The following is a 22,342-nucleotide window of genomic DNA, read 5'->3' as shown; positions in this document are numbered from 1 at the left end:
GGTTTCCGCTTCGTTTCGGGTGTAAGGTCATTGCAGGCGGCCCCAATACTTACAGGGTTTTCCGTCCCGGGTGACGCCTTCGATCGCGATGTCGTACCGGGGCGAGTCGTTGTCGTCCGTATAAAAATAGATATCGCCCGTGCCGTCGGAGCCGATTTTCAGGGTGGGATTCCAATAAACGGTTGTCCGGACGTCCGGTTTTTCGCTCTCCCGCATTTGAGGCAGGCTGTAAATCGGGCAATAGAATTGTACGCTTTCGGCATAACCGGCCATTTTACAGATTTCCGCTCCGACGGCCCGCGCCCTTCGCTGTAATTCCGCTTCTGGTTTGAGTACCGCCTCTACGACCAGAGCCTGCCCGTTATGGTCGATTTTTACATAAGAGGCATCCCGGGTCGTAAATCCGTTGTATTGCGAATAAAAGGTCGGGCTTCTCATCCCTGTTCGCGTATTCATCTGAAAGGTTCTGGCCATGAAATGCGGCAACGGGATGGGTTTGAACATGGATAATCTCGCAGAGTCGTACAGGGTACCCTGTACCGATATTCTGGGGCGTCTTTTGTCGATTCCCCGCACGACGGCTCCTTTGAGGTAATAGATTTTCTTGCCGCCTTCGATATAGTATTTTTCTTTCGCATTTTCCAGGTAGATTTCCTGTTCCTTTTTTTGTTCGGAAGTGCGTTCCGTAAACGGATGCATCCTTTCGAATCCGGGCCGAGAATAGTAGCTGTCGATTTCTATTCCCTGCATGGGTTTTCCTTTTGCCGTTTGCGAATAGACGAAAAATTTTGCCGTGTCGTGGAATTCGAGTCCTCCGATACGGAAATCGCCTTTTTTGTCCGTTTTTACGGATTGTGAAATGATTCCGTTTTTTCCCGACGATACGGCTATGACCGGGGCGTTTTTGGCTTTCATCCCTACGATCCATTTGACGTGCCCGCTGATGAACAAGTCCCGCTCTACGGGTTGCGTCGGCCGGAACCGGGCGGTGTCGTTGATTTTGTTCAGGTCGAATCTTCTCCATCCGTTGGTCATCATGACCATATCCAGCCGGCGTCGGGTATCCGGAGCGTCGTTTAAGAAGTAATATCCCGGGTTCTCGACGTGTCCTTTGAGGTCGGAACTCAGTAGCAGGTTCGACCGGATGTTGTCGGAAAGGGAGTCCGGTTTTACGGAATTGCTGTCGGTGACGCTGACGGAACAGTCTGCTTCGAGCGGAATCGCGTTGGCATCGGTAAGCGCGATCCGGACGTGAACCTGTTCCCTGCGTCCGTATTTCGGTTTATCAGGAGCGATCGACCATACTTCCCTCTGGTGGGGATGAGAGACGAAAACGAGTCGTTCGCTGCGGGGCTTTCCCCGGGCGTCGAGCAGAATTAGGTGCAGGATTCCTTCTGGAAGAGAATCGGTCGGCCATCCTCCGATGAGATTCCCGGAATCGACGGATACGATTGCCGTGCAGATTCCGCGTACGTGAGTCACGAGAATCATCGAATCGCATGTCGATCCGGGAGCGGCGGCGATCTTGTATCGTATTTCCCGAGGGGACTGGGAGACGACGATGGCATATCCATCCTCTTTTACGGTGGGTAATTGCGTCCGCAATTTTCTTCCGTCCGAAGCGGTCACTTCGGCCCGGTAGTCTTGTCCGCTTTGGGGCGACATCGTGAATACGCCCATTCCGTCGTGCTCGCTTACGATTCTTGCAACGGTGTCGCCGTTGCTGCCGAATACGGTTCCGCTGAACGATATCGGAGAGCCGTCCGAACTTTCTCCCTTAAAAGCAATCCGTTGCGGTTGTCCTGCGATGAGATCCCCGCCTTCGGGAAAAAACTGTATGCCGAAAGGGGAAAAACTGCCTGGAAAGAAAAACGTGCGTTTGTAATACATCCGGTCGTTGTCAATCTCCAGATCTATACGGCCGCCCTCGCAGGCCGAGATTACGGGCAGTTCGGCGAAAATGGAGCCTGTGGCGGAACTTCTTTGCTGTCCCGAAGAGAGACGCTTCCCGTTCCTATCGAAGATTTTGAACTGGATGTTTATGTCGGAATACGGCCTGTCGTTTTCGTCACGGAATCGTACGACGGCCTGTTTTTTTGCTGCGCTCAGATCGGTATAGCTGATTTCCGCGTCGATCTGGTCTGCAATCGGGTTTCCGATCGGGATGTTTTTTTGAAAGAAAAATGCCGGATCGAAATTCAGCATCCATCCGGTGTATGCTCTAAGAGTATAGTCTCCTGTCGGAAATGTTGCCGGAATTATGAAATTATTGGTAAATCCGTACCGGTCGCGTTTGATTTTTTTTGAAAATACGATTTCTCCTTTCCGGTCGATCAGGTCGACGTAGATAAAGTTCGACAAGGTGTCGCTACAGTGGTTCACGGCGTCGACGAGGTACGCTTTGAACCACATTTCGTCGCCTGCGGCATAATAGGGCTTGTCGAGGTGCAGCCACAGTTTTTCCATGTGCGCCGACCGCTGCCTTTCGAAGAAGGAGTCGATCCGTGCCGTCAGGCACGGCAGACTATCCGCGGCCGAAGATTTTTCCCCTTTCGCGCAAAGCGTCGTCGTCGTCCACGATATGGCGATCAATAAAATACTTTTGAAAAAAAGTCGCTTTGTCATGCCGGCGCGGTTTTTTAATGATGCTTTCGTTTTATAAAGTTATTTATATAATTCGGTTTTACCAAATAGTTTTATGTAGAAATTGCGATAATGGCGGACGGATTATAAAATAAGGCTTACGGGATATTCCGTAAGCCTTATTTTCCCGGCATTTTTCGCCGGATGCAACTACCCGCCGTCCGTTGTTATTCGTCGTAAATCAGTTCGAAATCGTCGACCCACATTTTACTATCGCGGCTACCGGTGAAGTAGTCCCCGTATCTTGAGGCCGAGCATACCAGTACGAGGTGGGTCGGAACGATGTTCGTCGCGTTGTATTCCAGTTTGATCGTGAACTCCTGCCAGCCTTCGGTGGATTGCGAGAATACCAGTTCTCCGTAAGCGACTACCGCCGGGCTGTTCGGGTTGAAGAAGGTGTTTTTGTCCCGCGTGTCGATGCAGATCGGTATCTCGTCGGTGCCGACCAGCGGATCGCCGTCTTCTTTCTCGCAGACGCCGTATTCCTGGGGAGTCCACGTGCCCAGCGCGAAATAAATGATTCCGTTGTCGGGATCGCCTTTGGCGATGGTCGTTCCCGGGGGCTGGGTCGTGCCGACGTCGGTAATGTTTCCGCAGGTATATTTTACCCATCCGTGCAGTGCGGTGGGCCGCAGCGTGAACGGGCGGCCGAAGCCGACGATGCCGTTCGTGCCCCGGGTACCTATATACTTGCCTACGAACAGGTTGCCTGCGGCCAGCTTGCCTACTCCGGCGATGCCGACGAGTTTCGATTCGAGCCGGGCGGCGTATTGCCCCGGGCTGCCCGGCCGCGTTTCGGCGACTTTGTCGGTCAGCGTCGTGCCGGCAATGGCGGCGCCCGTATTGCCCGTGCCCCAGTAGGCCCCGTCCCTGGTCGGACCCGGGTAGACGATGTCTTTTTCCGTGCACCATTCTTCGAACCCTCCGCCGGTCAGTACGGCTTCGGGATCGGTCGTCAGCGTCGTTACCGGCGAGAGGTCGTCGTCCGAAACGGCCACCACTTCGTAGGCCGTTTCGGGTTCCAGCCCGGCGATGCGGGTATGGAACGCCCCGCCCGACACCTGGATCTTGTCGGAGGGCACTTCGATCCACTGAGCGTCGCCTTGTTTGCGGTAACGGAATCCGAGCGCCGCGCCGCTGCGTCCTTCGGCATAGAGCCAGATGATCCGCGACCAGGCGTCGGTCTGCGTGAACTGCACGGTCACTTCGGTCGGAACGACGTACAACATCCATTGTTCGGTGAAGTCGTGGTATTTGATTTCTACCGACCGGAACGTTTCGAACGAAGTCAGTTCTTCGGCCGCGGGGGTCATGGTCGTGATGTCTTTCGGGCCGAGTTTGAGTCGGGTGATCCGGATGTGCTGCATGTCGGTTCCGGTAGGGACGTACGCGCGGGCGATTCGTTTGTCGGGGTCGAATTCGGCGGCGCCGATCTGCGACTCGACCGTGAAAAAGCGTTCGATCGGTTGGTCGGCCCGCAGTGTCCAGTCGTAGTCCTGGTAGAGCGACAGAACGACGGACAGGTCGGCCCGCAGGTCGAATTCGCCCGACAGCGGAATCGACGAACGTCCTCCCTCGGTAATCGTTATTTCGCTGATCGGAACCCGGCTGATGTCGGTCGTCTCGTCCAGGTGCAGGGTGACGATCCGGTTTTTGGTGTCGATGTCGGAACTTTCGCAGGTGAAGCCCTCGCCCTGTACCGACAGGATGTCGATGGATACGACCGGATACGGGATGTCGTTGCGGATACAGGCCCCCAGCGTCAGCGTCAGTAACAGGATACAGTAGCGTCGAATGTTCATCATGGTATCGTTTACAGGTGTATGTTCAGCCCGATCCGGATGTTGGCCAAGTTCAGGCGGAAAAGCATTTTCGAGGCGTGGCGGGTTCCGACGACGTTTCCTTCGGGGTCTTTCTGCGTCACTTTGTTGAACTGGATTCCTCCGAGTCCGAACGAGAGCGTGCCGCACACGTTGGGAAAAATATAGACGGCCACGCCGGGATTGAACGAAAAGCGGAACTGCAGGTTGTCGCTGTTGGTGTATTTCATCTTTCCGTCGGATTCGTAGGCCAGGCTCGTCGAACCGGTCTTGACCGCGAACTCCAGTTCGGCGAAGAACCCGAAATGGCCTTTGGCATCGATCCCGGCGTACGAACGTAGGAACGCCCCGTAGGAAGCGGAGTGGCTCTTGAGGCTGACGTTTGCGAAAGACATGTTCACGTCGTTGACTTCGCCCAGGTCGAGCGTGGCGCTTCCCAGATTGCCTTCCATCTGCGTATAGCCGAAACGGGCGCCGACGCTCAGGTTGTCCTTGATGAAGTAGCCGAACGACGGGTTGACCGTAAAGATGCTGCCGCTGAGGTTGATCCCGTCGAGAATCAGCATGTAGTCGGTATCGTCGCTCGACAGGGTGCCGTACGAAACGGTGATACCGGCCGCCATCTCGCCTTTGTAGACGAACTTGATCTTGTTGATCTCCCGGTCGATGCGACGACGGGTGGGCAAAAACGGTTTGGTTTGGGCCGTTGCGGATTCTGCGGGCTGCAACCCGGCTTGCGGGACGGGGGACAAGGCGACCGTATCGTTTTCGGCTGCGGGCGTTTCGGGGGAAGCCGCTGCCGCGGGCGACCAAACGGCGCCGAGTCCGGCCAGTATGCTGAGAAAAAGGATTCGTTTTTTCATCGTGTCTGCCGAATTAAAGATAGAACGCCACCCCGAGGCCGATGGAGAAAATATTGACCTTGAAATTCATCATGCTGCTCGACCGTTTACCGACGGTTACCTGGTTGTGCACCTGCTTGATGCTGCTGTAACTGATCCCCATGACGCCCACGTTGACCTCGAAGGCCATGTTGTTGGTGGCGAATGCGACCAGCCCGGGCGAAATACCCAGCGACAGCAACAACCCCGTTTCGTAAGTTCCCTTTACCGGAGAACCGGATGCGAACTTGGCCTGCGAGCCGCCGATGGCGAACTGCATCTCGTTGAACAGTGCGAAACGCTTGTTGTTGCCCAGCGGGATATACTGCCGCCAAATCAGCGCCCCTTCGTAGACATGCTTCAGCGAGTAGTACGAATCTGCTTTCAGGTCGATGCCGGTGTCGTCGTCGCCGAGCTGGATGCTGCCGCTGTCGATCCGCAAGTAGGTGCGCGAGTAGGTGAACCGGGCGCCGAGGGCCATATTGTTCGCTACGGCGTAGGCCAGTACCGGGGCGATCTTTACGGTATGCCCTTCCGAGTTGATTCCTTCGATCACGACGAACGTGTAGTCTTTGTTCGAGTGCGTCGAAAAGGAAGCGGTCATTCCGGCGACCCACTGTCCTTTGGGAACGAACGTGTTGGATAGGCTGATGAGCCCGCGTTCTTTTTTCAACGGCTGCCCGGAAGTCCTATCCGCGGTCTCATACGCCGCCGGAGCGGATGCCGGCGACTCTTGCGCCAGCATCCGCCCCGGGCAGGACAGACATAGCAGGATCAGGGTGAAAATTCCGCCTTTCATGCTATGATTTAATAGATAAATTCGACATCGTCCAGAAACAGGTTACTGTCGGTGCTTCCCTCGAAATAGTCGCCCCGGTAACTGGCCGACGCCGTTACCATCAGGACGTTTGGTTTTTCGGAATTGTACTGTTCGCGGTAGTTGATCGGGATGGTCACTTCGGTCCACTGCGCTACCGACGATTCGATCATCAGATCGCCGTAACCGAGGATGTGTCCTTCCAGCGTCGAAGCGTTCGACTTTTTGGTATAGAGGAATTCGTCCGAGGGCGAGAAGGCCGTTTCGTCGGCATCGTTCGTGTTCACCACGTGGCAGGTGGCTCCGGCTTTGGTCATCCGGATCAGGCAGACGAAGATCCGCCCCTTGTCGCCGCTGCCGACGTTGCATTTGTACCATACTCTGAGTCCGGTCGGCTTTGCGTTGAACGTAAAAGGACGTCCCATGTTGACGGTTCCGCCCATGCCCGACACTGCGCCGAAAGAGCCGACGAAAATATTCCCGGCGGCCAGTTTACCGATGCCCGCCATGTTCGGGAATTGCGTTTGCAGTTTGGCGCAAGTCGTTCCGGAAGATCCCGGTCGGGGGTCGGCTTCGCCGGTAGTGAGATTGAATTTGTCGCCGAGCGAAGTGGCGCCCGGGTTGCCCGTACCCCAGAATTCGGTTCCGCCGCTGGCATAGGGATACCACGCCTTGCCGGACTTCTGCCACTCCTCGAATCCTGCGTTCGGCAGTTGGATGCCGGCTTCGGTGTTGACGCTCCGCACGGCTCCGTTCTCGGCTCCGTTTTCGAGCAACTGGCATTCGTAAGTGCGGCCGGCTTTGAAATCGGTCGCTTGGGCCGTATAAGTGTACCCGTCCGCGCCTTTCGATGCGTTCAGTTCCGTCCAGGCGTCGGTGCCGGCGATCCGGTAACGTATCTTGATATCCGTGCCCGAGGGGTTGGTGACGATGGCGTTCAGGTTCGCCGTGCCGAACCACAAGTCGGTCGACGAAGCTCCCGTCGCACCGGCTACCGCGACGCGCGCCGTGGCTTTGCCTTCGCTGTTGTCCGTATCGGTCATCAGGAAACTCAGTTCATTGACGCCGCTGGTCAGTTTCGCGAAGAAAGTGCCGTCGAGCGACAGCGAACTGTTGTATTCGTCGATTTTTTTGAAGGCGATTCCCTCCGCTGCGATTCCGTCTACTGCTGCGCCCCCGGCCACGACGTCGTACTGCTGCCCCCCGGTCGTCATTTTCAGCGACGAGAGCGGGTTGATCGAAGCGATTTTGAACTTCACCGGGTCGAGATAGTATCCCGTAACGTTTCCGATCGGGAATCCGTCCCCGGTCAGCGTCGGTTGCGGGCTGAACGTGAAGCTGTCGTCGTGCGCGCTCTCATACTCCCGCACTTTGACGTTCACGGTCAGGTAACCGTCCGGGGTTTTCGAATATTTGAGCGTCAGCGTGTACTGCATACCTTGCTGCGGCAGTTGGATTTTTCCGGTTTTCGTGCCGTTCTTGTCGATCTCCGGGTCGGAACTTTCGCCGAAAAATCCCCAGCTCAGGTTCTGCGTCCCTTCGGGCAACAGGAAATAGCCTACCGTGTCCTCCGTATATTCCAGCGTCGGAACCAGGTTGTTTTCAGCGTCCGTCCGCGAAAATTCGTCGGATGCGCAGACGTAAAGCCGGCGGCTTTTGTCGAATTTCTGCGTGATGGTCGCATCGAATACGGCACGTACCACGATGTTCGTCACCTTGCATACCACCGGGACGATCTTCGTCTCGTGCGCCGCCAGGTCGAACTCGGACGCTCCGGCGTAACTCTTGTGCGTGAAGGAGGCTTCGCTGTTGTCGCCCGCTTCGACGGTTACCTTGTATTTCCCGGCGGCCAGGTAAAGGTTGGCGGGCACGTCGGTGGCGGGTTTGTATTTGCGGATCAAACTTTCGGTCGCGCCACCCTGGCCGTCCGGTTCGACTTTGTACAGCCGCAGCGTGCTGATGGCCAGTGCGTCGTATTCGGTGGCTTTGGATTGTCCCCCGTATCCGGGAATATCGAAACTCAGTTGCAGCATTCCCTGTCCGTTTGTCGGCAGGCTGCCGTCGGCATCGCTTTTACCGCACGATGCCAGCGCCAGCGCCAGGCAGGAAATCAACGCGATGACGGGATTGATATGTTTTTTCATCTTCGTATCGTTGTCCGGTTAATTTTTCGTTACATACAGTCGGATAGTCTTCGTATTGGTGCCCGACGCATCGGTGACCGTCAGACGGAAGTCGCAGTTGCCTTCCTTGTTCAGCAGCGACAGCAGATCCATAAATCCGGAGATGTCGAACGATAACGTTTTCTGTCCGGACACGGCCGCTCCGGTCGGGAATCCGAATCCTTCCAGTTTGGACTGGAATTCTCCCGGATTGATCAGGTCGAGATGCGAAGCCAGGCCTACGCTTTCCAGTTCGCTGGCCGGAAGTACGTTTTCGCTGATGATGTCCACCGTGAATCCGGTAAATCCGGTTTGCGAGGTCACTCCGATCAGGATCTCCATGCCGATGTGGTTGTAACGGGTGTCGAAGTCGTAGGTCTTCGAACCGCTTTTGTTTGTCCATACGATGCCCGGTCCCGATTCGGTGGAACCGCTTTCGGTCACGCGGATATTCAGTTTCGTGTAGGAAGTGCGGCCCTTCGAATCGACGGTCACGAATTTTGCGGTATGCGTTCCTTCGTATTGATAGAAGCCCGACATGCCGGCGTCTTTCACGGTGGCCGTCAGTACGGAGGTAGAGGCCTCTTTCATCACGACATACGGCGCGTTCGCTTCGTTCTCGGGCCACAGGGGTACGGTGCGGTTCTTGTATCCTGCGGCATCGACGGCGGCCAGGAAGTCGGCGTTGTCCGACTCGAAGACGAGGTTGACCGATTTGACGGTCGCGCCGTCTTCCGGCGTAACGACGGCTTTCAGGTTTTCCGTCCATTTGCCGAGCAGCTCGTCGTACATCGACCCGGAAATGGTGTACCCCTGCGCGATGTCCTTGCCGTCGAGCGTCACAACCGGCGATCCTTCGTCGGAGATATCTTCGTCCGGGATCGTCTCCTCGGCGAAGGCGTACAGTCGCATCACGTCGACGTCGATCTTCTGGTCGTACACCCAGTTTTCGACGGTGATCTGGAACTGCACGTTCCCTTCGTTGGCGTTCAGTACGTTGATGGTGATTTTGCGCCATTGTCCGGCCTTGCAGTTGGTGATCTCTTTCGACCAGTTGACCGTCACGTATTCGGGCGTCGCGTCGCCGGGCGCTTTGTTATATTGGCCGGATAACAGGATTTTCAGCGTATTCGCCGTTTCGACCGCCTTGAAATAGCCCGCTTTGCCGGCGTTGGCCGCCTCGCGGTCGAAAACCAGCGCGTTGTCGCCGATCGACAACGTGACCGCCAGCTTCTCTTTACCCGCGGCTTCTGCATCGGCGTCGGACATGAACAACTTCTGGAGATCCTGCGTGAGAGTTACCGTCGTGCGGATGTTCGCCAGCGTGCAGACCAGATCGTCGACCGTCGTTTCGTTGTTTTTGATCACGCTTTTGGTCACCGAACCGGCGTAAACCGGTTTTTCCCAGTCGGCATAGGTCGTGCCGGCCATGTAGTCGGCGTAATCCGGCGATTCGGCGGAGACTGTGTAGGAGCCCGGTGTCAGCGGCATACGCTGGTTTTCCGCTTTTTTGAGGTCTGCATAGACGTGGTTCGTCTGTTCGCCGGTTTTGGCGTTGCGGATGCTCACCTTGTAGTTGTCGGGGGCTTCCGAAACGGAACCCGCTGCACGGGTCATCGCCGCTTTCGTGCCGTTGGAGTAGGGGATTACTTCGGCATCGTCCGCCACCGTAACGCTCATCGCGGACATGACCAGATAGCCCGTTTCCGTCTGCGGGTCGCCTCCGTCGCCGTTGCCGCCGAAATCGACCGATTCGTCCTTGCAGCCGGACAGCATCAGCGTCATTGCCGTCAGCGTTACTAAGGTAAAGGTTTTCATATCGTGTCAGTTTTTTATTGTTTCGTTTTCGGTCAGGCGTCGGGGTTCAGTTCCACGTCCACCTCTTTGATTTCGATCGGGGAGTCGTCGAGCGAAACGGTGATGCTCGCCTGTCCCACCGCCCCTGCGTCGAGCAGGATCGTATGCCATGTCCGGGCCGCGGTCGTGCCGATTTCCGTTTCGGGGAATTCTACTTTCACGCCGTTGGTTTTCGTCGCCGAACCGCTCAGGAAGAGTTTGGTGGCCGCTTTCACGAAAACGGGGAGCGTGCCGGTAAGCGGTTTTGCGGTCGATCCGGAAAAGCCCGACCGGAAGCCCGATTCGGTGCGGACGGTCAGGTCGTAATCGGTATAATATTGCCTGAACCATTCGGAACAGCTCAGCGAATAGACCGAGTTGACCAGCGACAGCGAAACCTGCTCGGTCGTGGTCTTGCGCGCCACGACGGTAAATTGTTTGGTTCCCTTGAAGCAACCGGCGTTTTCTCCTTCGGTATCCGGATTTCCGTAAGAAAAATCGGCCTGATAGTCGCCCGCCTGTAGCAACGGCTGGTCGTAGTCGGACATTACGTCGTACGAAGCGACGGTGCCGATGCCGCTCGAAATTTCCAGCCGCAGGTTTTCCGTACCCGGGATATATTCGGCGGGCAGCGTCCGGGTATCTGCTTTGCTGGTTTCCGCGATGTCTACCGCCGGTGAAATCGTGCAGTAGAAACCGACCGAGCCGTTTCCTGTCGCCTGCGGACCGGACCCGACGTCTTTCGAACAGCCGGAGGCCCATATTGCCGTTATGGTCAGGATCGTTAAAAGTTTGCTTTTTTTCATTATCCTAGCTGGTTTGGTTCTGTTATTTTATGGAAACCCGTATATTGTCTATGTAAACGTAGGTATCGCCTGCTGTTATCGTGGATAAGCCTTGCCCGTCTACCCGAAATGAAGCTCTCCACGATAGGCGGTGTTTGTTGGTGCATCCGGTTACGGTGATGTTCCTGTGAACAGGCAGATTCGTATAACTGCCGTTCGTACCGGGTTCTTCGGTCAGAAATATGTTCTCGATCGCATTGCCGTCCCCTTTGATCGTTCCCGTCTTGGTGTCGGTGCCGAAGTCGTATTTGGAATACATGACGGTTGTTTTATTCAGTATTGTGTTTCCGTTTTTTTTCGTTCCTCCCACGTCGTATGAAACGAGCAAAGAGACATTCGCGCCTTCCTTGAGACCGGTCAGGTGGGGAGTGTCGATCCGCCCCCGGTGATTGTCTCCTTTGTCGGGATCCGTCACAATGGATGATCCCAGGTAACCGAATATCATGGCCGAGGTGTTGGCCTGGATTCCGAACCGGGAAGCCGACCAGCCCGTAAGGTTGTATTTTCCCAAGTCTTCCGTGTTGTTGTTCCTGTCGCTCCCGCCCGCTCCGCCGAAGTCTTCATAAAACAGATACGGTACGGTCAGGCTGATTTCAGTGTGGGCTTCCGCTGTGAAATCGACGGCCTTGTGTGAAGTTACGATGGCATGTTCCGAATCGTATGAAAAAGATAAACCGCCGTTGCGGATCAGGTCGCCGTTGGCCCGGCCGTCCACTTCGTTGTAGAAGCCGAGCATGTATTTATTCTCCGCATTGACCGTGAACGACTGTTTGTTCGTTCCGTTGCGGAACGTCGCCCCGTCCGGGGCCGTTACGGTGAAAGAATTCGGTTCTTCGCCGAGATTGTTGCCCGTGATCGAGAAGTCGAGCCACGTGACCGGCAGTTCGTCCGGAACCGTCAGCGTGACCGGCGTGATCCGTCCGGCTTCCAGCGTTCTGTCGATCGGCACGCTGAGGCTTCCCGACTGGTAACCGTTCTCGTCGTAAGCCGTGAAACGGACGTCGCCGCTGATGTTGCCCGGACACAGGAATAGCCATACGTAATTTCCGTCCGGATTATCCTCGGTCGATTCGGTCAGCGGATTTTTCAGTTCGGCGATGACCGTGTTGCCGCCTTCGGTCAGCTGCGGCGCAGCGGTCGGGTCGGCCAGATCCATCGTCATTCTTCCCACTACGGCTGCGGGAAATTCGACTCTCAGCCGGCTCACCCGTTCGCCCCATTGGTTGCGGCCGACCGGAACCTGTACTCGCATGACGTGGCACTGGTGAATGAAGTGCATCGCCAGGGTTTCGCTCCCGGCCGTCAGCGCCGCTGCGGTTACCGGACGGGCCAGCATGAAATCGCAGTTTCCTTTATAAGCGCCGTGCGAGGTTTGATCTTTGATGTCGTAATCGCGCATGTCGTAGGTTCCGTCCTGCACGGCGGGCAGCGTATAGGTCGCCCGGGTGCCGTCCACGGACTCCGGCGCGGGATAGGCGGCGTAATAGGTATAGTCGCCGGCTTCGAGGTCGGACATCTGCGTGGAAAACAACGCTCCCCACGGGTAGGGACGGAAACATTCGAACGTCTGTCCGTTCAGCGCTTCGTCGCTTCCCGCCGGCCGCCAATAGACCCGGATCGCATCCAGTTCCGACCAGTATACTTTATCGAGATTGTCGCCGCCGATGATCGTTTTCGAATGACTTTCCTGTTCCGGGGATGCGGAAGAGGCCGTTTCCTGAGCGGCGCGAATGAAGATTTCGGTTTTGCCCGGTTTTTTGTCGGACGGACAGTCGTCTTTGGCGCACCTCGTGGCAAGGAGTGCTACGAGCGGCAAAATAATAAACGGCAGCGTTTTTTGTCTGGCAGTTTTTTTCATCATCTGGTTTCACGTCGGAAAGCGAATCCGGTATTCGCTGTCTTTCCGAGGTTTTGTCGATACGGACTTCGGGCTTTTGTCTGTATGAATGCGTAAGTTACACTGTCAAATTTATTTATTATAACGGAGTACGCTCGTAAAAGTTACAAAAATGATAGAAAATGTCTTGATGTCTTGTGAGGGGGACGCAACGATAAAGCCACGATCGTTTCGATCGTGGCTTTGCATAAAAACGCGCCGTTTGATCTATGCGGCGGGAATGGATGGAACGATCAGTACTGCTCCTTTTCGTTCGGGAAATCGCCGCTTTTGACGTCCGACACGTAACGGCTCACCCCGTCCGTCATAACCGAATACAGGTCGGCGTAACGGCGGAGGAAACGCGGCGAAAATTCGTTGTTGATCCCCAGCATGTCGTGAATCACCAGCACTTGTCCGTCGACGCCGTTTCCGGCCCCGATGCCGATCAGCGGGATTTTCAGTTCCGAGGCGACCTGCGCGCCGAGCGTCGCAGGGATTTTTTCGAGGACGATTCCGAAGCAGCCGACCTCTTCGAGCAGGTGCGCGTCGCGGATCAGCTTTCGGGCTTCGGCTTCCTCTTTGGCCCGGACGCTGTAGGTGCCGTATTTATGGATCGACTGCGGGGTAAGTCCCAGGTGTCCCATGACCGGAATTCCGGCGCAAAGGATGCGCTGTACCGACTCAAGGATCTCTTCGCCCCCTTCCAGTTTGATGGCGTCGGCTTCGGACTCCTTCATGATCCGAACGGCCGAGGCGAGGGCTTCTTTCGAATTGCCCTGATAGGTTCCGAACGGCATGTCCACCACGACCAGCGCTCGTTTGACGGCCCGGGTTACGCTACGGGCGTGATAGATCATGTGTTCGAGCGACATCGGCACGGTGGTTTCGTAACCGGCCATTACGTTGGCGGCCGAATCGCCGACCAGCACCACGTCCACGCCGGCGCTGTCCACGATCCGCGCCATCGAATAATCGTAGGCGGTCAACATGGCTATTTTTTCCCCGCGGCTTTTCATCTCCTGCAGGCGGTAGGTGGTCACGACCCGCGTTTTATTATCTGTCGACATAATTTTCACAGTTTAGACAGGGCAAATGTAAAATTATAATTTGCAACGGGCAACGATTTTTCGTTTTTTCGAACGGACTTCGTTTCCGTGTCGCCGCCGGTTACTGTGCCGCTTTCGATGCCCTCCATTGCCGGAAAACTTCCCACAGCACCACGCCGCCCGATACCGAGACGTTCAGCGAATGTTTGGTTCCCCGCTGCGGGATCTCGATGGCTCCGTCGCACAAGTCGACTACCTGCTGCCGTACCCCGTTCACCTCGTTGCCGAAAACCAACGCATAGCGCTTTTCGGGCTTGTAACGCCAGTCGTCCAACATGACGGCGCCTTCGACCTGTTCGACGGCCAGGATCGTATACCCCTGCGCTTTCAGTTCGTTCACCGCATCCGCGGCATCCCGGAAATACGTCCACTCTACGGTCGTTTCGGCTCCCAGCGCGGTCTTGTGGATCTCCCGGTCGGGCGGGGTGCCGGTGATCCCGCACAGGCAGAGTCGTTCGATGGCGAAAGCGTCGCCGGTGCGGAAAAAAGAGCCTGTGTTATTGCCGCTACGCACGTCGTCCAGCACGACCGTGACGGGACATTTTTCCATCGCAGCGAACGCTTCGGCCGAAGGACGCCCCAATTCCTGATTTGAAATTTTACGCATATTTTCGATTGAATATCCGCTGCAAAGATAGTTTATCTTAAAATAATTTATTAACTTTGAGCAATTTTGTTCGTTCGACGAAACGGTTTGGTGCGTAACGGGTCTGAAAAACGGCGGACTGAAGAGTATCGGAAATTTTCATAAAAATTCAGATAATCTAATACTATTAACCGTTATGAGTAACACACCACTTATTTTCTGGCTCGTGCCGGTCGCCTCGCTGATAGCGTTGGGCTTCGCATGGCACTTTTTCCGCTCGATGATGAAAGAGAGCGAAGGCACTCCCCGTATGAAAGAGATCGCCGCGCACGTCCGTAAAGGGGCGATGGCCTACCTCCGGCAGCAGTACCGGGTGGTTGCGATCGTATTTCTGATCCTCGTGTTGTTCTTTGCGTTTCTTGCCTATGGCCTCGGTGTGCAGAATCCGTGGGTGCCGTTCGCGTTCCTGACCGGCGGCTTGTTTTCCGGGCTGGCGGGTTTTATCGGGATGCGCACGGCGACGTTCGCTTCGGCGCGTACGGCCCATGCCGCCAGCCAATCGCTGAATAAGGGGCTGAAAGTCGCTTTCCGCAGCGGAGCCGTGATGGGACTGGTCGTCGTAGGACTCGGTCTGTTGGATATTTCGGTGTGGTACCTGATCCTGAATCATTTCATCGACGCCACCGGGACGCAAAAGCTGATGATCATCACGACGACCATGCTGACGTTCGGGATGGGGGCTTCGACGCAAGCGCTGTTCGCCCGCGTGGGAGGAGGTATTTATACCAAAGCGGCCGACGTGGGCGCCGACCTGGTCGGTAAGGTGGAAGCCGGGATTCCGGAAGACGATCCGCGCAACCCCGCTACGATCGCCGACAACGTAGGCGATAACGTGGGCGACGTGGCCGGTATGGGCGCCGACCTGTACGAAAGTTACTGCGGCTCGATTCTCGCGACGGCCGCACTGGGCGCAGCCGCCTTCGCGAGCAGCGGTATGCAGATGCAGGCCGTGCTGGCTCCGATGTTGATCGCGGCGGTGGGCATCCTGTTGTCGGTGATCGGTATTTTCCTCGTGCGGACGAAAGAGGGGGCTACGATGAAACAGTTGCTCGGCGCGCTGGGCATCGGCGTCAACGTCAGCTCGGTGCTGATCGCTATCTGTACGTTCGGGATACTGTACGTGTTACAGATCGACAACTGGCTCGGGATTTCGTTTTCGGTGATCGTCGGCCTGCTGGCCGGTATCATCATCGGGCAGTCTACCGAATATTATACTTCCCACTCTTATAAACCGACTCAGAAGATAGCCAAAAGCTCTGAAACGGGACCAGCGACGGTAATCATTTCCGGAATCGGAATGGGTATGATCTCGACGGCGATCCCGGTAATCACGATTGCGGTAGCGATCATCCTCGCCTTCCTGTGCGCGATCAATTTCGACGTGCAGCACATGATTTCGGCCGAGAACATCAGCAAAGGGCTTTATGGGATCGGTATCGCGGCGGTGGGGATGCTCTCTACGCTCGGGATTACGCTGGCGACCGACGCTTACGGCCCGATCGCCGACAATGCGGGCGGTAACGCCGAAATGAGCGGACTCGATCCGGATGTGCGCAAACGCACCGATGCGCTGGATGCGCTCGGTAATACGACGGCCGCCACCGGTAAAGGGTTCGCGATCGGTTCGGCCGCGCTGACGGCGTTGGCGCTGCTGGCTTCCTATATCGAAGAGGTCAAGATCGGGATGCAGCACATCGGGGAGACGACCCTGCAACTGGCCGACGGTACGACCAAAGCCATTGCCGACGCCAATATCCTGGATATGATGGACTATTTTCAGGTGACTCTGATGAATCCGAACGTGCTGGTCGGCGCCTTTATCGGCGCGATGATGGCGTTCCTGTTTTGCGGACTTACGATGAACGCTGTCGGCCGCGCCGCGCAGAGTATGGTCGAGGAGGTGCGCCGCCAGTTCCGGGAAATCAAAGGTATTCTCGAAGGCAAGGCGACTCCGGATTATGCGCGTTGCGTCGCTATTTCGACCAAAGGGGCCCAGCGCGAAATGCTGTTCCCGTCGATTATAGCGATCGTCGTTCCGATTCTGGTCGGCTTCATTTTCGGCGTGGCCGGGGTGATGGGGCTGCTGATCGGCAGCCTGAGCGCCGGATTCGTGCTGGCCGTGTTCATGGCCAATTCGGGCGGGGCTTGGGACAATGCCAAGAAATTTATCGAGGAAGGTAATTTCGGCGGCAAGGGTTCCGACAACCATAAAGCTACGGTCGTGGGCGATACGGTGGGCGATCCGTTCAAGGATACGTCCGGCCCGTCGCTGAACATCCTGATCAAACTGATGAGTATGGTTTCGATCGTGGTGGCCGGCTTGACCGTTTCGATGCATTTGCTTTAGGCGGTTTCCGTTTGTGACAGTAAATAAAAGGCTCCGGTCAGCAACCGGAGCCTTTCGTATTGTTCGTGCGCGGGACGAACCGCAGTTCAAAGGCTTCCTTCCGATACTTCGTACCGGTCGTTTACCTCCAGCCACCGGGCCTGCGGATGAAACTCCCGCAGGTACGTTTTCAGGTAATCCCGCGTGCCGTCCGTGATCGGCGCGTCGGTCGGTGGATAGAGGTTGTAGACCACTTTGGCGACTTCGATATTCCGGTTGCGGCACGCTTCGAGACTCAGCAGCGTATGGTTGATGCTGCCGAGTCGCGGCGAGGTGACCAGTATGACCGGCAGCCGACGCTCGGCGACGTAATCGATCGTATTGTACAGCCCTTCCAACGGAACGAATAGCCCGCCGGCTCCTTCGAGCAGGACGACGTCGTATTTTTCAAGCAGTTTTTCGGTGCATTTCCCGATCAGCGACAGATCGATCCTGCGGGAATCGATCGCAGCCGCCAGGTGCGGCGAGGCCGGGTAGGTGAAGACGATCGGACAGGTCGTGCCGTCGAGGTCTTCCGGCAACAGCCCGGTTCCCATGATCCGGCGGTGGGTTTCGATGTCTTCCGACAGTCCGGGGCAGCCGGTCTGGATGAATTTTTGGGTGACGACGCGCCGGCCCCGTCCGGCCCAATCGCGCGCGAGAACTCCGGTAACGATGCTTTTGCCGGCATCGGTGTCGATGCCGGTGACGAAATATACTTTTTTCATAAAAGGGGAAACGTAAAATTCAGATCAAATGTAGTACCTTTGCAGATAACAAGCAAATAAAATGGGATGGAAATGATCGGTCGTCTGAAAGAGAGAATCGAACAGGGGTATCGTCTGGGATACGACGAAGCGCTGGAATTGCTGAGAACGACTCCGGAAACGGAACTGTGCGCGTTGGCTCATGCGTTGCGCACGCGCTATCAGGGGAAAACGATCGACATGTGTTCGATAATGAACGCCCGCAGCGGCCGTTGCAGCGAGGACTGCAAGTGGTGCGCTCAGTCGAAATTTCATAAAACGGAAGTCGAGGTCTATCCGCTGGTAGGAGCCAGGGAAGCGGTCGAAGAGGCGGCCGGCAATGCACGCAAGGGCGTGAAGCGCTTTTCGCTGGTAACCAGCGGTCGGACGCTTTCCGATGCCGATACCGACCGGATCTGCGCGATCTATCGCCGGATCGGCTCCGAGGTGTCCGTTTCGCTTTGCGCGTCGCTCGGGTTGCTGAACCTGGAACAAATGCGCCGGCTCAAAGAGAGCGGCGTGCGGCGTTACCACTGCAACCTCGAAACGGCCCCGTCCTATTTTCCGAAACTTTGCTCGACGCATACGGTGGCCGAGAAGCTGCGGACGATCGGGTGGGCGCGGGAAGCCGGCCTGGAGATATGCAGCGGCGGGATCATCGGCATGGGCGAGAGCGAGGAGCAACGCGTCGAATTTGCCATCGCTCTGCGGCAGACCGGGGCGGTTTCGATTCCCGTCAACGTGTTGAATCCGATTCCCGGAACGCGGCTTGCCGGGGCGCCGCCGCTGACCGATTCGGAAATCGTTCGGGCGGTGGCCGTCATGCGGATCCTCAATCCCGAAGCGGCTATCCGGCTGGCCGGCGGCCGTACGCGGATCAAGCATCTCGAAGAGCGGTTGTTGCAGTGCGGCGTGAGCGCGCTGATCGTCGGAGATATGCTGACTACGACCGGATCGGATATCGAAACCGATAAACGGATGTTTATCCGGTGCGGATTCGAGGTGTAACGTCCGTTATGCGCCTGAATTGCGAATTTCGCGGGAAATGCTTAATTTTGCGCACCGATCGTCCGAACCGATGAAAAGCTGGAAAATAGGGTTGATATTGCTGGGTTGTTTGTGGACGGGAATGCTTCCCGCCCAAAATTCCGTATTGGAATTTCCGCAGCAGGTGTGGAATTTCGGAACGATCCGGGAGGCGGACGGAGCGGTGTCGCACGAGTTCGAATTCGAGAACAAAGGGAAATCGCCGGTCGTGATCGAAAAAGTGACGGTGACGTGCGGTTGTACGACGCCGCAGTACAGTCGGGAACCGGTACGTCCCGGAGGCCGCGGAACGATCCGGATCGCCTACAACCCGGAGGGACGTCCGGGCGCTTTCCGCAAAGACATCACGATTCAAAGCAGCGGAGGGGGGCGTAATGTCATCAGCATTACCGGCGAGGTGACCCCGCGTCCGCAGGAGGTCGGCGAGTTGTACCCCGTTCGGGCCGGCGCGCTGCGGCTGGCGACCCGTACGGTGAATCTGGGATATGTGCCGCGCGGTTCGATCAAAGCGAAAACCATCGAATACTATAACGATACGGAGCGTCCGCTCAACATGACGGTCGTCTATCCGAAAGCGAAACCCTACCTGGACGTAGCTTTGTCCGCCACCCGGATCGAACCGAAGCAGAAAGGCGTTCTGACGGTCACTTACGACTTGCGCGACTGCGACGTGTGGGGAGTTCTTTCCGGCGTTTTTTCGCTGATGGTGAACGACGAGCTCGCCGATACCGAATTTTCGGCTACCGGAATCGCTACGGATGATTTCTCGTCGCTGACGGCTGCCGAGTTGGAGCAGGCTCCGAAAGCGGCTTTTTCGTCCCAGTATTACCATTTCGGCAATCAAAAGGCGGCCGGGGAACTGCGCCGCGACTTTACGCTGACTAACGACGGAAAAGAGCCGCTGGTTTTCCGCGATATGAAATTGGGACAGCGCATGTCCACGACGCTCGATCCCGAACGGGAGATCGCCCCGGGCGAGAGCGTCACGTTCAGCGTTATGCTGAATACGAAAGGCGCCCCCGCCGGGAAGCTGATGGATCATATCGTATTGATCGTCAACGATCCGTCGCGGCCGATGCGCGAAATCCGGCTGGCGGCGAACATTGCGGAATAAATTTTTTAAATCGTAAGATAAAGACCTAAACCAAACAAACAGAAATGTATAAAATCATTAAAAAGGAGCTGCTCGCGCCCAATATTTACCGGATGGACATTGCGGCTCCGCGTGTCGCCTGTTCGGCAAAGCCGGGGCAGTTCATCATCCTGCGACTGGACGAAAAGGGGGAACGTATCCCGCTGACCGTCGCCGATTACGATGCGGCGGAAGGGTGGGTAACCATCGTAACGCAGACGGTGGGTTATTCGACGACGAAGTTGTGCGCTATGAATCCGGGCGACGAACTGGCCGATTTCGCGGGTCCGCTGGGCCGGCCGTCGGATTTCGTGCACGAAGATATCGAAACGCTGCGTTCGCGGAAGATACTGTTCATCGCCGGCGGCGTCGGGACGGCCCCCGTCTATCCGCAGGTCAAATGGCTCTCGCAGCATGGGATCAAAGCCGATGTGATTATCGGCGCCAAGAATAAGGATACGCTGATTTTCGTCGACATGATGAAGCAGGTTGCCGGAAACGTATATATCGCTACCGACGACGGTAGCGCCGGTTTTCACGGCATGGTGACCGACCTGATGCGCGACCTGATCGATAAGCAGGGGAAACGCTATGACGAAGTGATCGCCATCGGTCCGATGATTATGATGAAGTTCGTGGCCAAGACGACGAAGCAGTACGGTCTGAAGACGATCGTCAGCCTGAATACGCTGATGGTCGACGGTACGGGCATGTGCGGGGCCTGCCGGGTAACGGTCGGCGGCAAGACGCGCTTCACGTGCGTGGACGGCCCGGAGTTCGACGGGCACGAGGTCGATTTCGACGAAGCGATGCGCCGTCAAGGCATGTATAAGACCATCGAAAGCCGCAAGGCGAAAATAGAGCAGGAGCGTGCCGAAGGGCATGTCTGCAAGGTGGGGCTCGACCGGTAGGTCTCCCCGGACGATCGAACGGTATTCCGGCCGCCGTGGCCGGAGCAATTGTTTTCAGAATAAAAAATGGCAAATAAAATACCCCGTGTTCCCGTTCGGGAGCAGGACCCGAAAGTGCGGGTCACCAATTTCGAGGAGGTTTGTTACGGTTACGACCTTCAGGAGGCTCAGCTCGAAGCGAGCCGTTGTCTGGATTGTAAAAAGCCGCGTTGCGTAGAGCACTGCCCCGTTTCGTTGCAAATACCGAAGTTTATCGAGCAGGTTGTCAAGGGCGATTTCGCCGAAGCTGCGCGCATCATCGGTCAGGACAGTTCGCTGCCGTCGGTGTGCGGGCGCGTATGCCCGCAGGAAAGTCAGTGCGAAGGCTCCTGCATCCTCGGTATCAAGGGCGAGCCGGTCGCGATCGGCAAACTGGAACGTTTCGTCGGCGACTGGAGCATTGCCAACGGCGGCGAAGCGGTTGCGACGGCTGCGCCCAACGGTAAAAAAGTGGCCGTCGTCGGCAGCGGCCCGGCCGGTCTGGCCTGCGCTTCCGACCTGGCTAAAATGGGATACGGCGTCAAGATTTTCGAAGCGCTGCATAAGGCCGGCGGCGTGCTTCAATACGGAATTCCCGAATTCCGCCTGCCGAAAGAAAAGGTCGTGGCCAAAGAGATTGAGAACGTATTGAAGCTGGGCGTCGAGATCGAAACCGACGTGATCGTAGGACGTACCGTGACGGTCGATTCGCTGCTCGACGAAGAAGGCTATTCGGCCGTGTTCATCGGGTCGGGCGCGGGACTGCCGCGTTTTATGGGTATTCCCGGCGAGAACCTGAACGGGGTGGTTTCGGCGAACGAATTTTTGACCCGGGCGAATCTGATGAAGGCTTACGACGATCGTTACGATACGCCGATCTATGTCGGCCAACGGGTCGTGGTGGTCGGAGGCGGTAACGTCGCGATGGACGCCGTTCGGACGGCGGCTCGTCTCGGCGCCGATGCGCATATCGTCTACCGCCGCAGTGAAACGGAGCTTCCGGCGCGCGTCGAAGAGGTGCATCACGCCAAACAGGAAGGGATCGCTTTTCAGATGCTGACCAATCCGGTCGAGGTACTCGGCGACGACAAAGGCTGGGTGCGGGGAATCCGCTGCGTGCGGATGGAACTCGGCGAACCCGATCAGTCGGGGCGCCGTTCTCCGATCGAAATCGAGGGCTCGGAGTTCGATATCGAGTGCGACGTGGTGATTATGGCGCTCGGGACCTCGCCGAACCCGCTAATCGCATCGACCACGCACGGTTTGGAGACCAACCGGCGCGGCTGTATCGTGGCCGACGACGAGCGGGGACAGACGTCCCGCGAAGGTATTTTTGCCGGCGGGGACACCGTGACCGGCGCGGCGACGGTGATTCTCGCCATGGGCGCGGGTCGTCGGGCCGCCAAAGCGATCGACCGGTACCTTCAAGGCAAGGTCTGATCCGGTACTCTGGGAATCGAATGGGATATTCGGACGCAAATATGCGTC

General features: G+C 56.7%; 16 protein-coding genes. 5 read left to right on the top strand and 11 right to left on the bottom strand.

The annotated features are described in order from the left end of the window. Positions 1-27: 27 nt before the first annotated feature. From C1A08_RS01860 to C1A08_RS01815, 10 genes are all read right to left on the bottom strand, one after another. The gene (locus tag C1A08_RS01860) at positions 28-2,625 is read right to left on the bottom strand and encodes a hypothetical protein (protein WP_101570999.1); all 2,598 of its coding nucleotides are present in this window, start codon (positions 2,623-2,625) and stop codon (positions 28-30) included. Positions 2,626-2,810: 185 nt separating this feature from the next. Then, positions 2,811-4,448: a PCMD domain-containing protein gene (locus C1A08_RS01855; RefSeq protein WP_101570997.1), complete on the bottom strand. Its 1,638-nt coding sequence runs from the start codon at positions 4,446-4,448 to the stop codon at positions 2,811-2,813. A gap of 8 nt (positions 4,449-4,456) precedes the next feature. Then, on the bottom strand, positions 4,457-5,326 hold the full coding sequence (locus C1A08_RS01850; RefSeq protein ID WP_101570995.1) for a hypothetical protein: 870 nt from the start codon (positions 5,324-5,326) through the stop codon (positions 4,457-4,459). 13 nt (positions 5,327-5,339) lie between these two features. Further along, on the bottom strand, positions 5,340-6,143 hold the full coding sequence (locus C1A08_RS01845) for a hypothetical protein (protein WP_101570993.1): 804 nt from the start codon (positions 6,141-6,143) through the stop codon (positions 5,340-5,342). An 8-nt stretch (positions 6,144-6,151) separates the two neighbouring features. After that, positions 6,152-8,305: a PCMD domain-containing protein gene (locus C1A08_RS01840; RefSeq protein ID WP_101570991.1), complete on the bottom strand. Its 2,154-nt coding sequence runs from the start codon at positions 8,303-8,305 to the stop codon at positions 6,152-6,154. 18 nt (positions 8,306-8,323) lie between these two features. Next, positions 8,324-10,141: a DUF4493 domain-containing protein gene (locus C1A08_RS01835; RefSeq protein WP_101570989.1), complete on the bottom strand. Its 1,818-nt coding sequence runs from the start codon at positions 10,139-10,141 to the stop codon at positions 8,324-8,326. A 32-nt stretch (positions 10,142-10,173) separates the two neighbouring features. After that, complete coding sequence (locus tag C1A08_RS01830) at positions 10,174-10,965, bottom strand: DUF4493 domain-containing protein (RefSeq protein WP_055205529.1); 792 nt, start codon at positions 10,963-10,965, stop codon at positions 10,174-10,176. A gap of 22 nt (positions 10,966-10,987) precedes the next feature. Then, positions 10,988-12,865, bottom strand: coding sequence for a fimbrillin family protein (locus C1A08_RS01825; RefSeq protein ID WP_101570988.1), 1,878 nt, complete (start codon positions 12,863-12,865; stop codon positions 10,988-10,990). 269 nt (positions 12,866-13,134) lie between these two features. Beyond that, positions 13,135-13,950 carry a 3-methyl-2-oxobutanoate hydroxymethyltransferase gene (gene panB, locus C1A08_RS01820; RefSeq protein WP_101570986.1) on the bottom strand — a complete coding sequence of 272 codons (816 nt, stop codon included), beginning with the start codon at positions 13,948-13,950 and terminating at the stop codon, positions 13,135-13,137. A 100-nt stretch (positions 13,951-14,050) separates the two neighbouring features. Further along, entirely contained in the window at positions 14,051-14,596 is a 546-nt protein-coding gene (locus C1A08_RS01815) for an RNA methyltransferase (RefSeq protein ID WP_055205532.1), read from the bottom strand. 175 nt (positions 14,597-14,771) lie between these two features. Between C1A08_RS01815 and C1A08_RS01810 the strand changes: the two genes are divergently transcribed. After that, entirely contained in the window at positions 14,772-16,982 is a 2,211-nt protein-coding gene (locus tag C1A08_RS01810; RefSeq protein WP_101570984.1) for a sodium-translocating pyrophosphatase, read from the top strand. 86 nt (positions 16,983-17,068) lie between these two features. Here C1A08_RS01810 and bioD read toward each other — a convergent pair whose 3' ends face one another. Continuing rightward, a complete protein-coding gene (gene bioD / locus C1A08_RS01805; RefSeq protein ID WP_101570982.1) occupies positions 17,069-17,728 on the bottom strand; it encodes a dethiobiotin synthase in 660 nt (219 codons plus the stop codon). A gap of 66 nt (positions 17,729-17,794) precedes the next feature. Here bioD and bioB point away from each other — a divergent pair, with 66 nt between their 5' ends. From bioB to gltA, 4 genes are all read left to right on the top strand, one after another. Beyond that, positions 17,795-18,754, top strand: coding sequence for a biotin synthase BioB (gene bioB / locus C1A08_RS01800; protein ID WP_101570981.1), 960 nt, complete (start codon positions 17,795-17,797; stop codon positions 18,752-18,754). Positions 18,755-18,824: 70 nt separating this feature from the next. After that, the gene (locus C1A08_RS01795; RefSeq protein WP_172970756.1) at positions 18,825-19,907 is read left to right on the top strand and encodes a DUF1573 domain-containing protein; all 1,083 of its coding nucleotides are present in this window, start codon (positions 18,825-18,827) and stop codon (positions 19,905-19,907) included. A gap of 44 nt (positions 19,908-19,951) precedes the next feature. Then, positions 19,952-20,836, top strand: coding sequence for a sulfide/dihydroorotate dehydrogenase-like FAD/NAD-binding protein (locus tag C1A08_RS13350; protein ID WP_055205537.1), 885 nt, complete (start codon positions 19,952-19,954; stop codon positions 20,834-20,836). A gap of 66 nt (positions 20,837-20,902) precedes the next feature. Next, the gene (gene gltA / locus C1A08_RS13345) at positions 20,903-22,294 is read left to right on the top strand and encodes an NADPH-dependent glutamate synthase (RefSeq protein ID WP_055205538.1); all 1,392 of its coding nucleotides are present in this window, start codon (positions 20,903-20,905) and stop codon (positions 22,292-22,294) included. Positions 22,295-22,342 lie beyond the last annotated feature (48 nt).

The organism is Alistipes sp. cv1 (genome assembly GCF_900240235.1).
Taxonomy (GTDB): Bacteria; Bacteroidota; Bacteroidia; order Bacteroidales; family Rikenellaceae; genus Alistipes_A; species Alistipes_A hominis.
Note: the sequence above shows the minus strand (reverse complement) of the source record. Positions and strands in the feature narration are given on the sequence as shown.

Coding starts and splice junctions, on each gene's coding strand:
- C1A08_RS01860 (WP_101570999.1), bottom strand. CDS start 2,625: ATGACAAAGCGACTTTTTTTCAAAAGTATTTTATTGATCGCCATATCG.
- C1A08_RS01815 (WP_055205532.1), bottom strand. CDS start 14,596: ATGCGTAAAATTTCAAATCAGGAATTGGGGCGTCCTTCGGCCGAAGCG.
- panB (WP_101570986.1), bottom strand. CDS start 13,950: ATGTCGACAGATAATAAAACGCGGGTCGTGACCACCTACCGCCTGCAG.
- bioB (WP_101570981.1), top strand. CDS start 17,795: ATGGAAATGATCGGTCGTCTGAAAGAGAGAATCGAACAGGGGTATCGT.
- C1A08_RS01810 (WP_101570984.1), top strand. CDS start 14,772: ATGAGTAACACACCACTTATTTTCTGGCTCGTGCCGGTCGCCTCGCTG.
- gltA (WP_055205538.1), top strand. CDS start 20,903: ATGGCAAATAAAATACCCCGTGTTCCCGTTCGGGAGCAGGACCCGAAA.
- C1A08_RS01835 (WP_101570989.1), bottom strand. CDS start 10,141: ATGAAAACCTTTACCTTAGTAACGCTGACGGCAATGACGCTGATGCTG.
- C1A08_RS01825 (WP_101570988.1), bottom strand. CDS start 12,865: ATGATGAAAAAAACTGCCAGACAAAAAACGCTGCCGTTTATTATTTTG.
- C1A08_RS01795 (WP_172970756.1), top strand. CDS start 18,825: ATGAAAAGCTGGAAAATAGGGTTGATATTGCTGGGTTGTTTGTGGACG.
- C1A08_RS01840 (WP_101570991.1), bottom strand. CDS start 8,305: ATGAAAAAACATATCAATCCCGTCATCGCGTTGATTTCCTGCCTGGCG.
- C1A08_RS01855 (WP_101570997.1), bottom strand. CDS start 4,448: ATGATGAACATTCGACGCTACTGTATCCTGTTACTGACGCTGACGCTG.
- C1A08_RS13350 (WP_055205537.1), top strand. CDS start 19,952: ATGTATAAAATCATTAAAAAGGAGCTGCTCGCGCCCAATATTTACCGG.
- C1A08_RS01830 (WP_055205529.1), bottom strand. CDS start 10,965: ATGAAAAAAAGCAAACTTTTAACGATCCTGACCATAACGGCAATATGG.
- bioD (WP_101570982.1), bottom strand. CDS start 17,728: ATGAAAAAAGTATATTTCGTCACCGGCATCGACACCGATGCCGGCAAA.
- C1A08_RS01845 (WP_101570993.1), bottom strand. CDS start 6,143: ATGAAAGGCGGAATTTTCACCCTGATCCTGCTATGTCTGTCCTGCCCG.
- C1A08_RS01850 (WP_101570995.1), bottom strand. CDS start 5,326: ATGAAAAAACGAATCCTTTTTCTCAGCATACTGGCCGGACTCGGCGCC.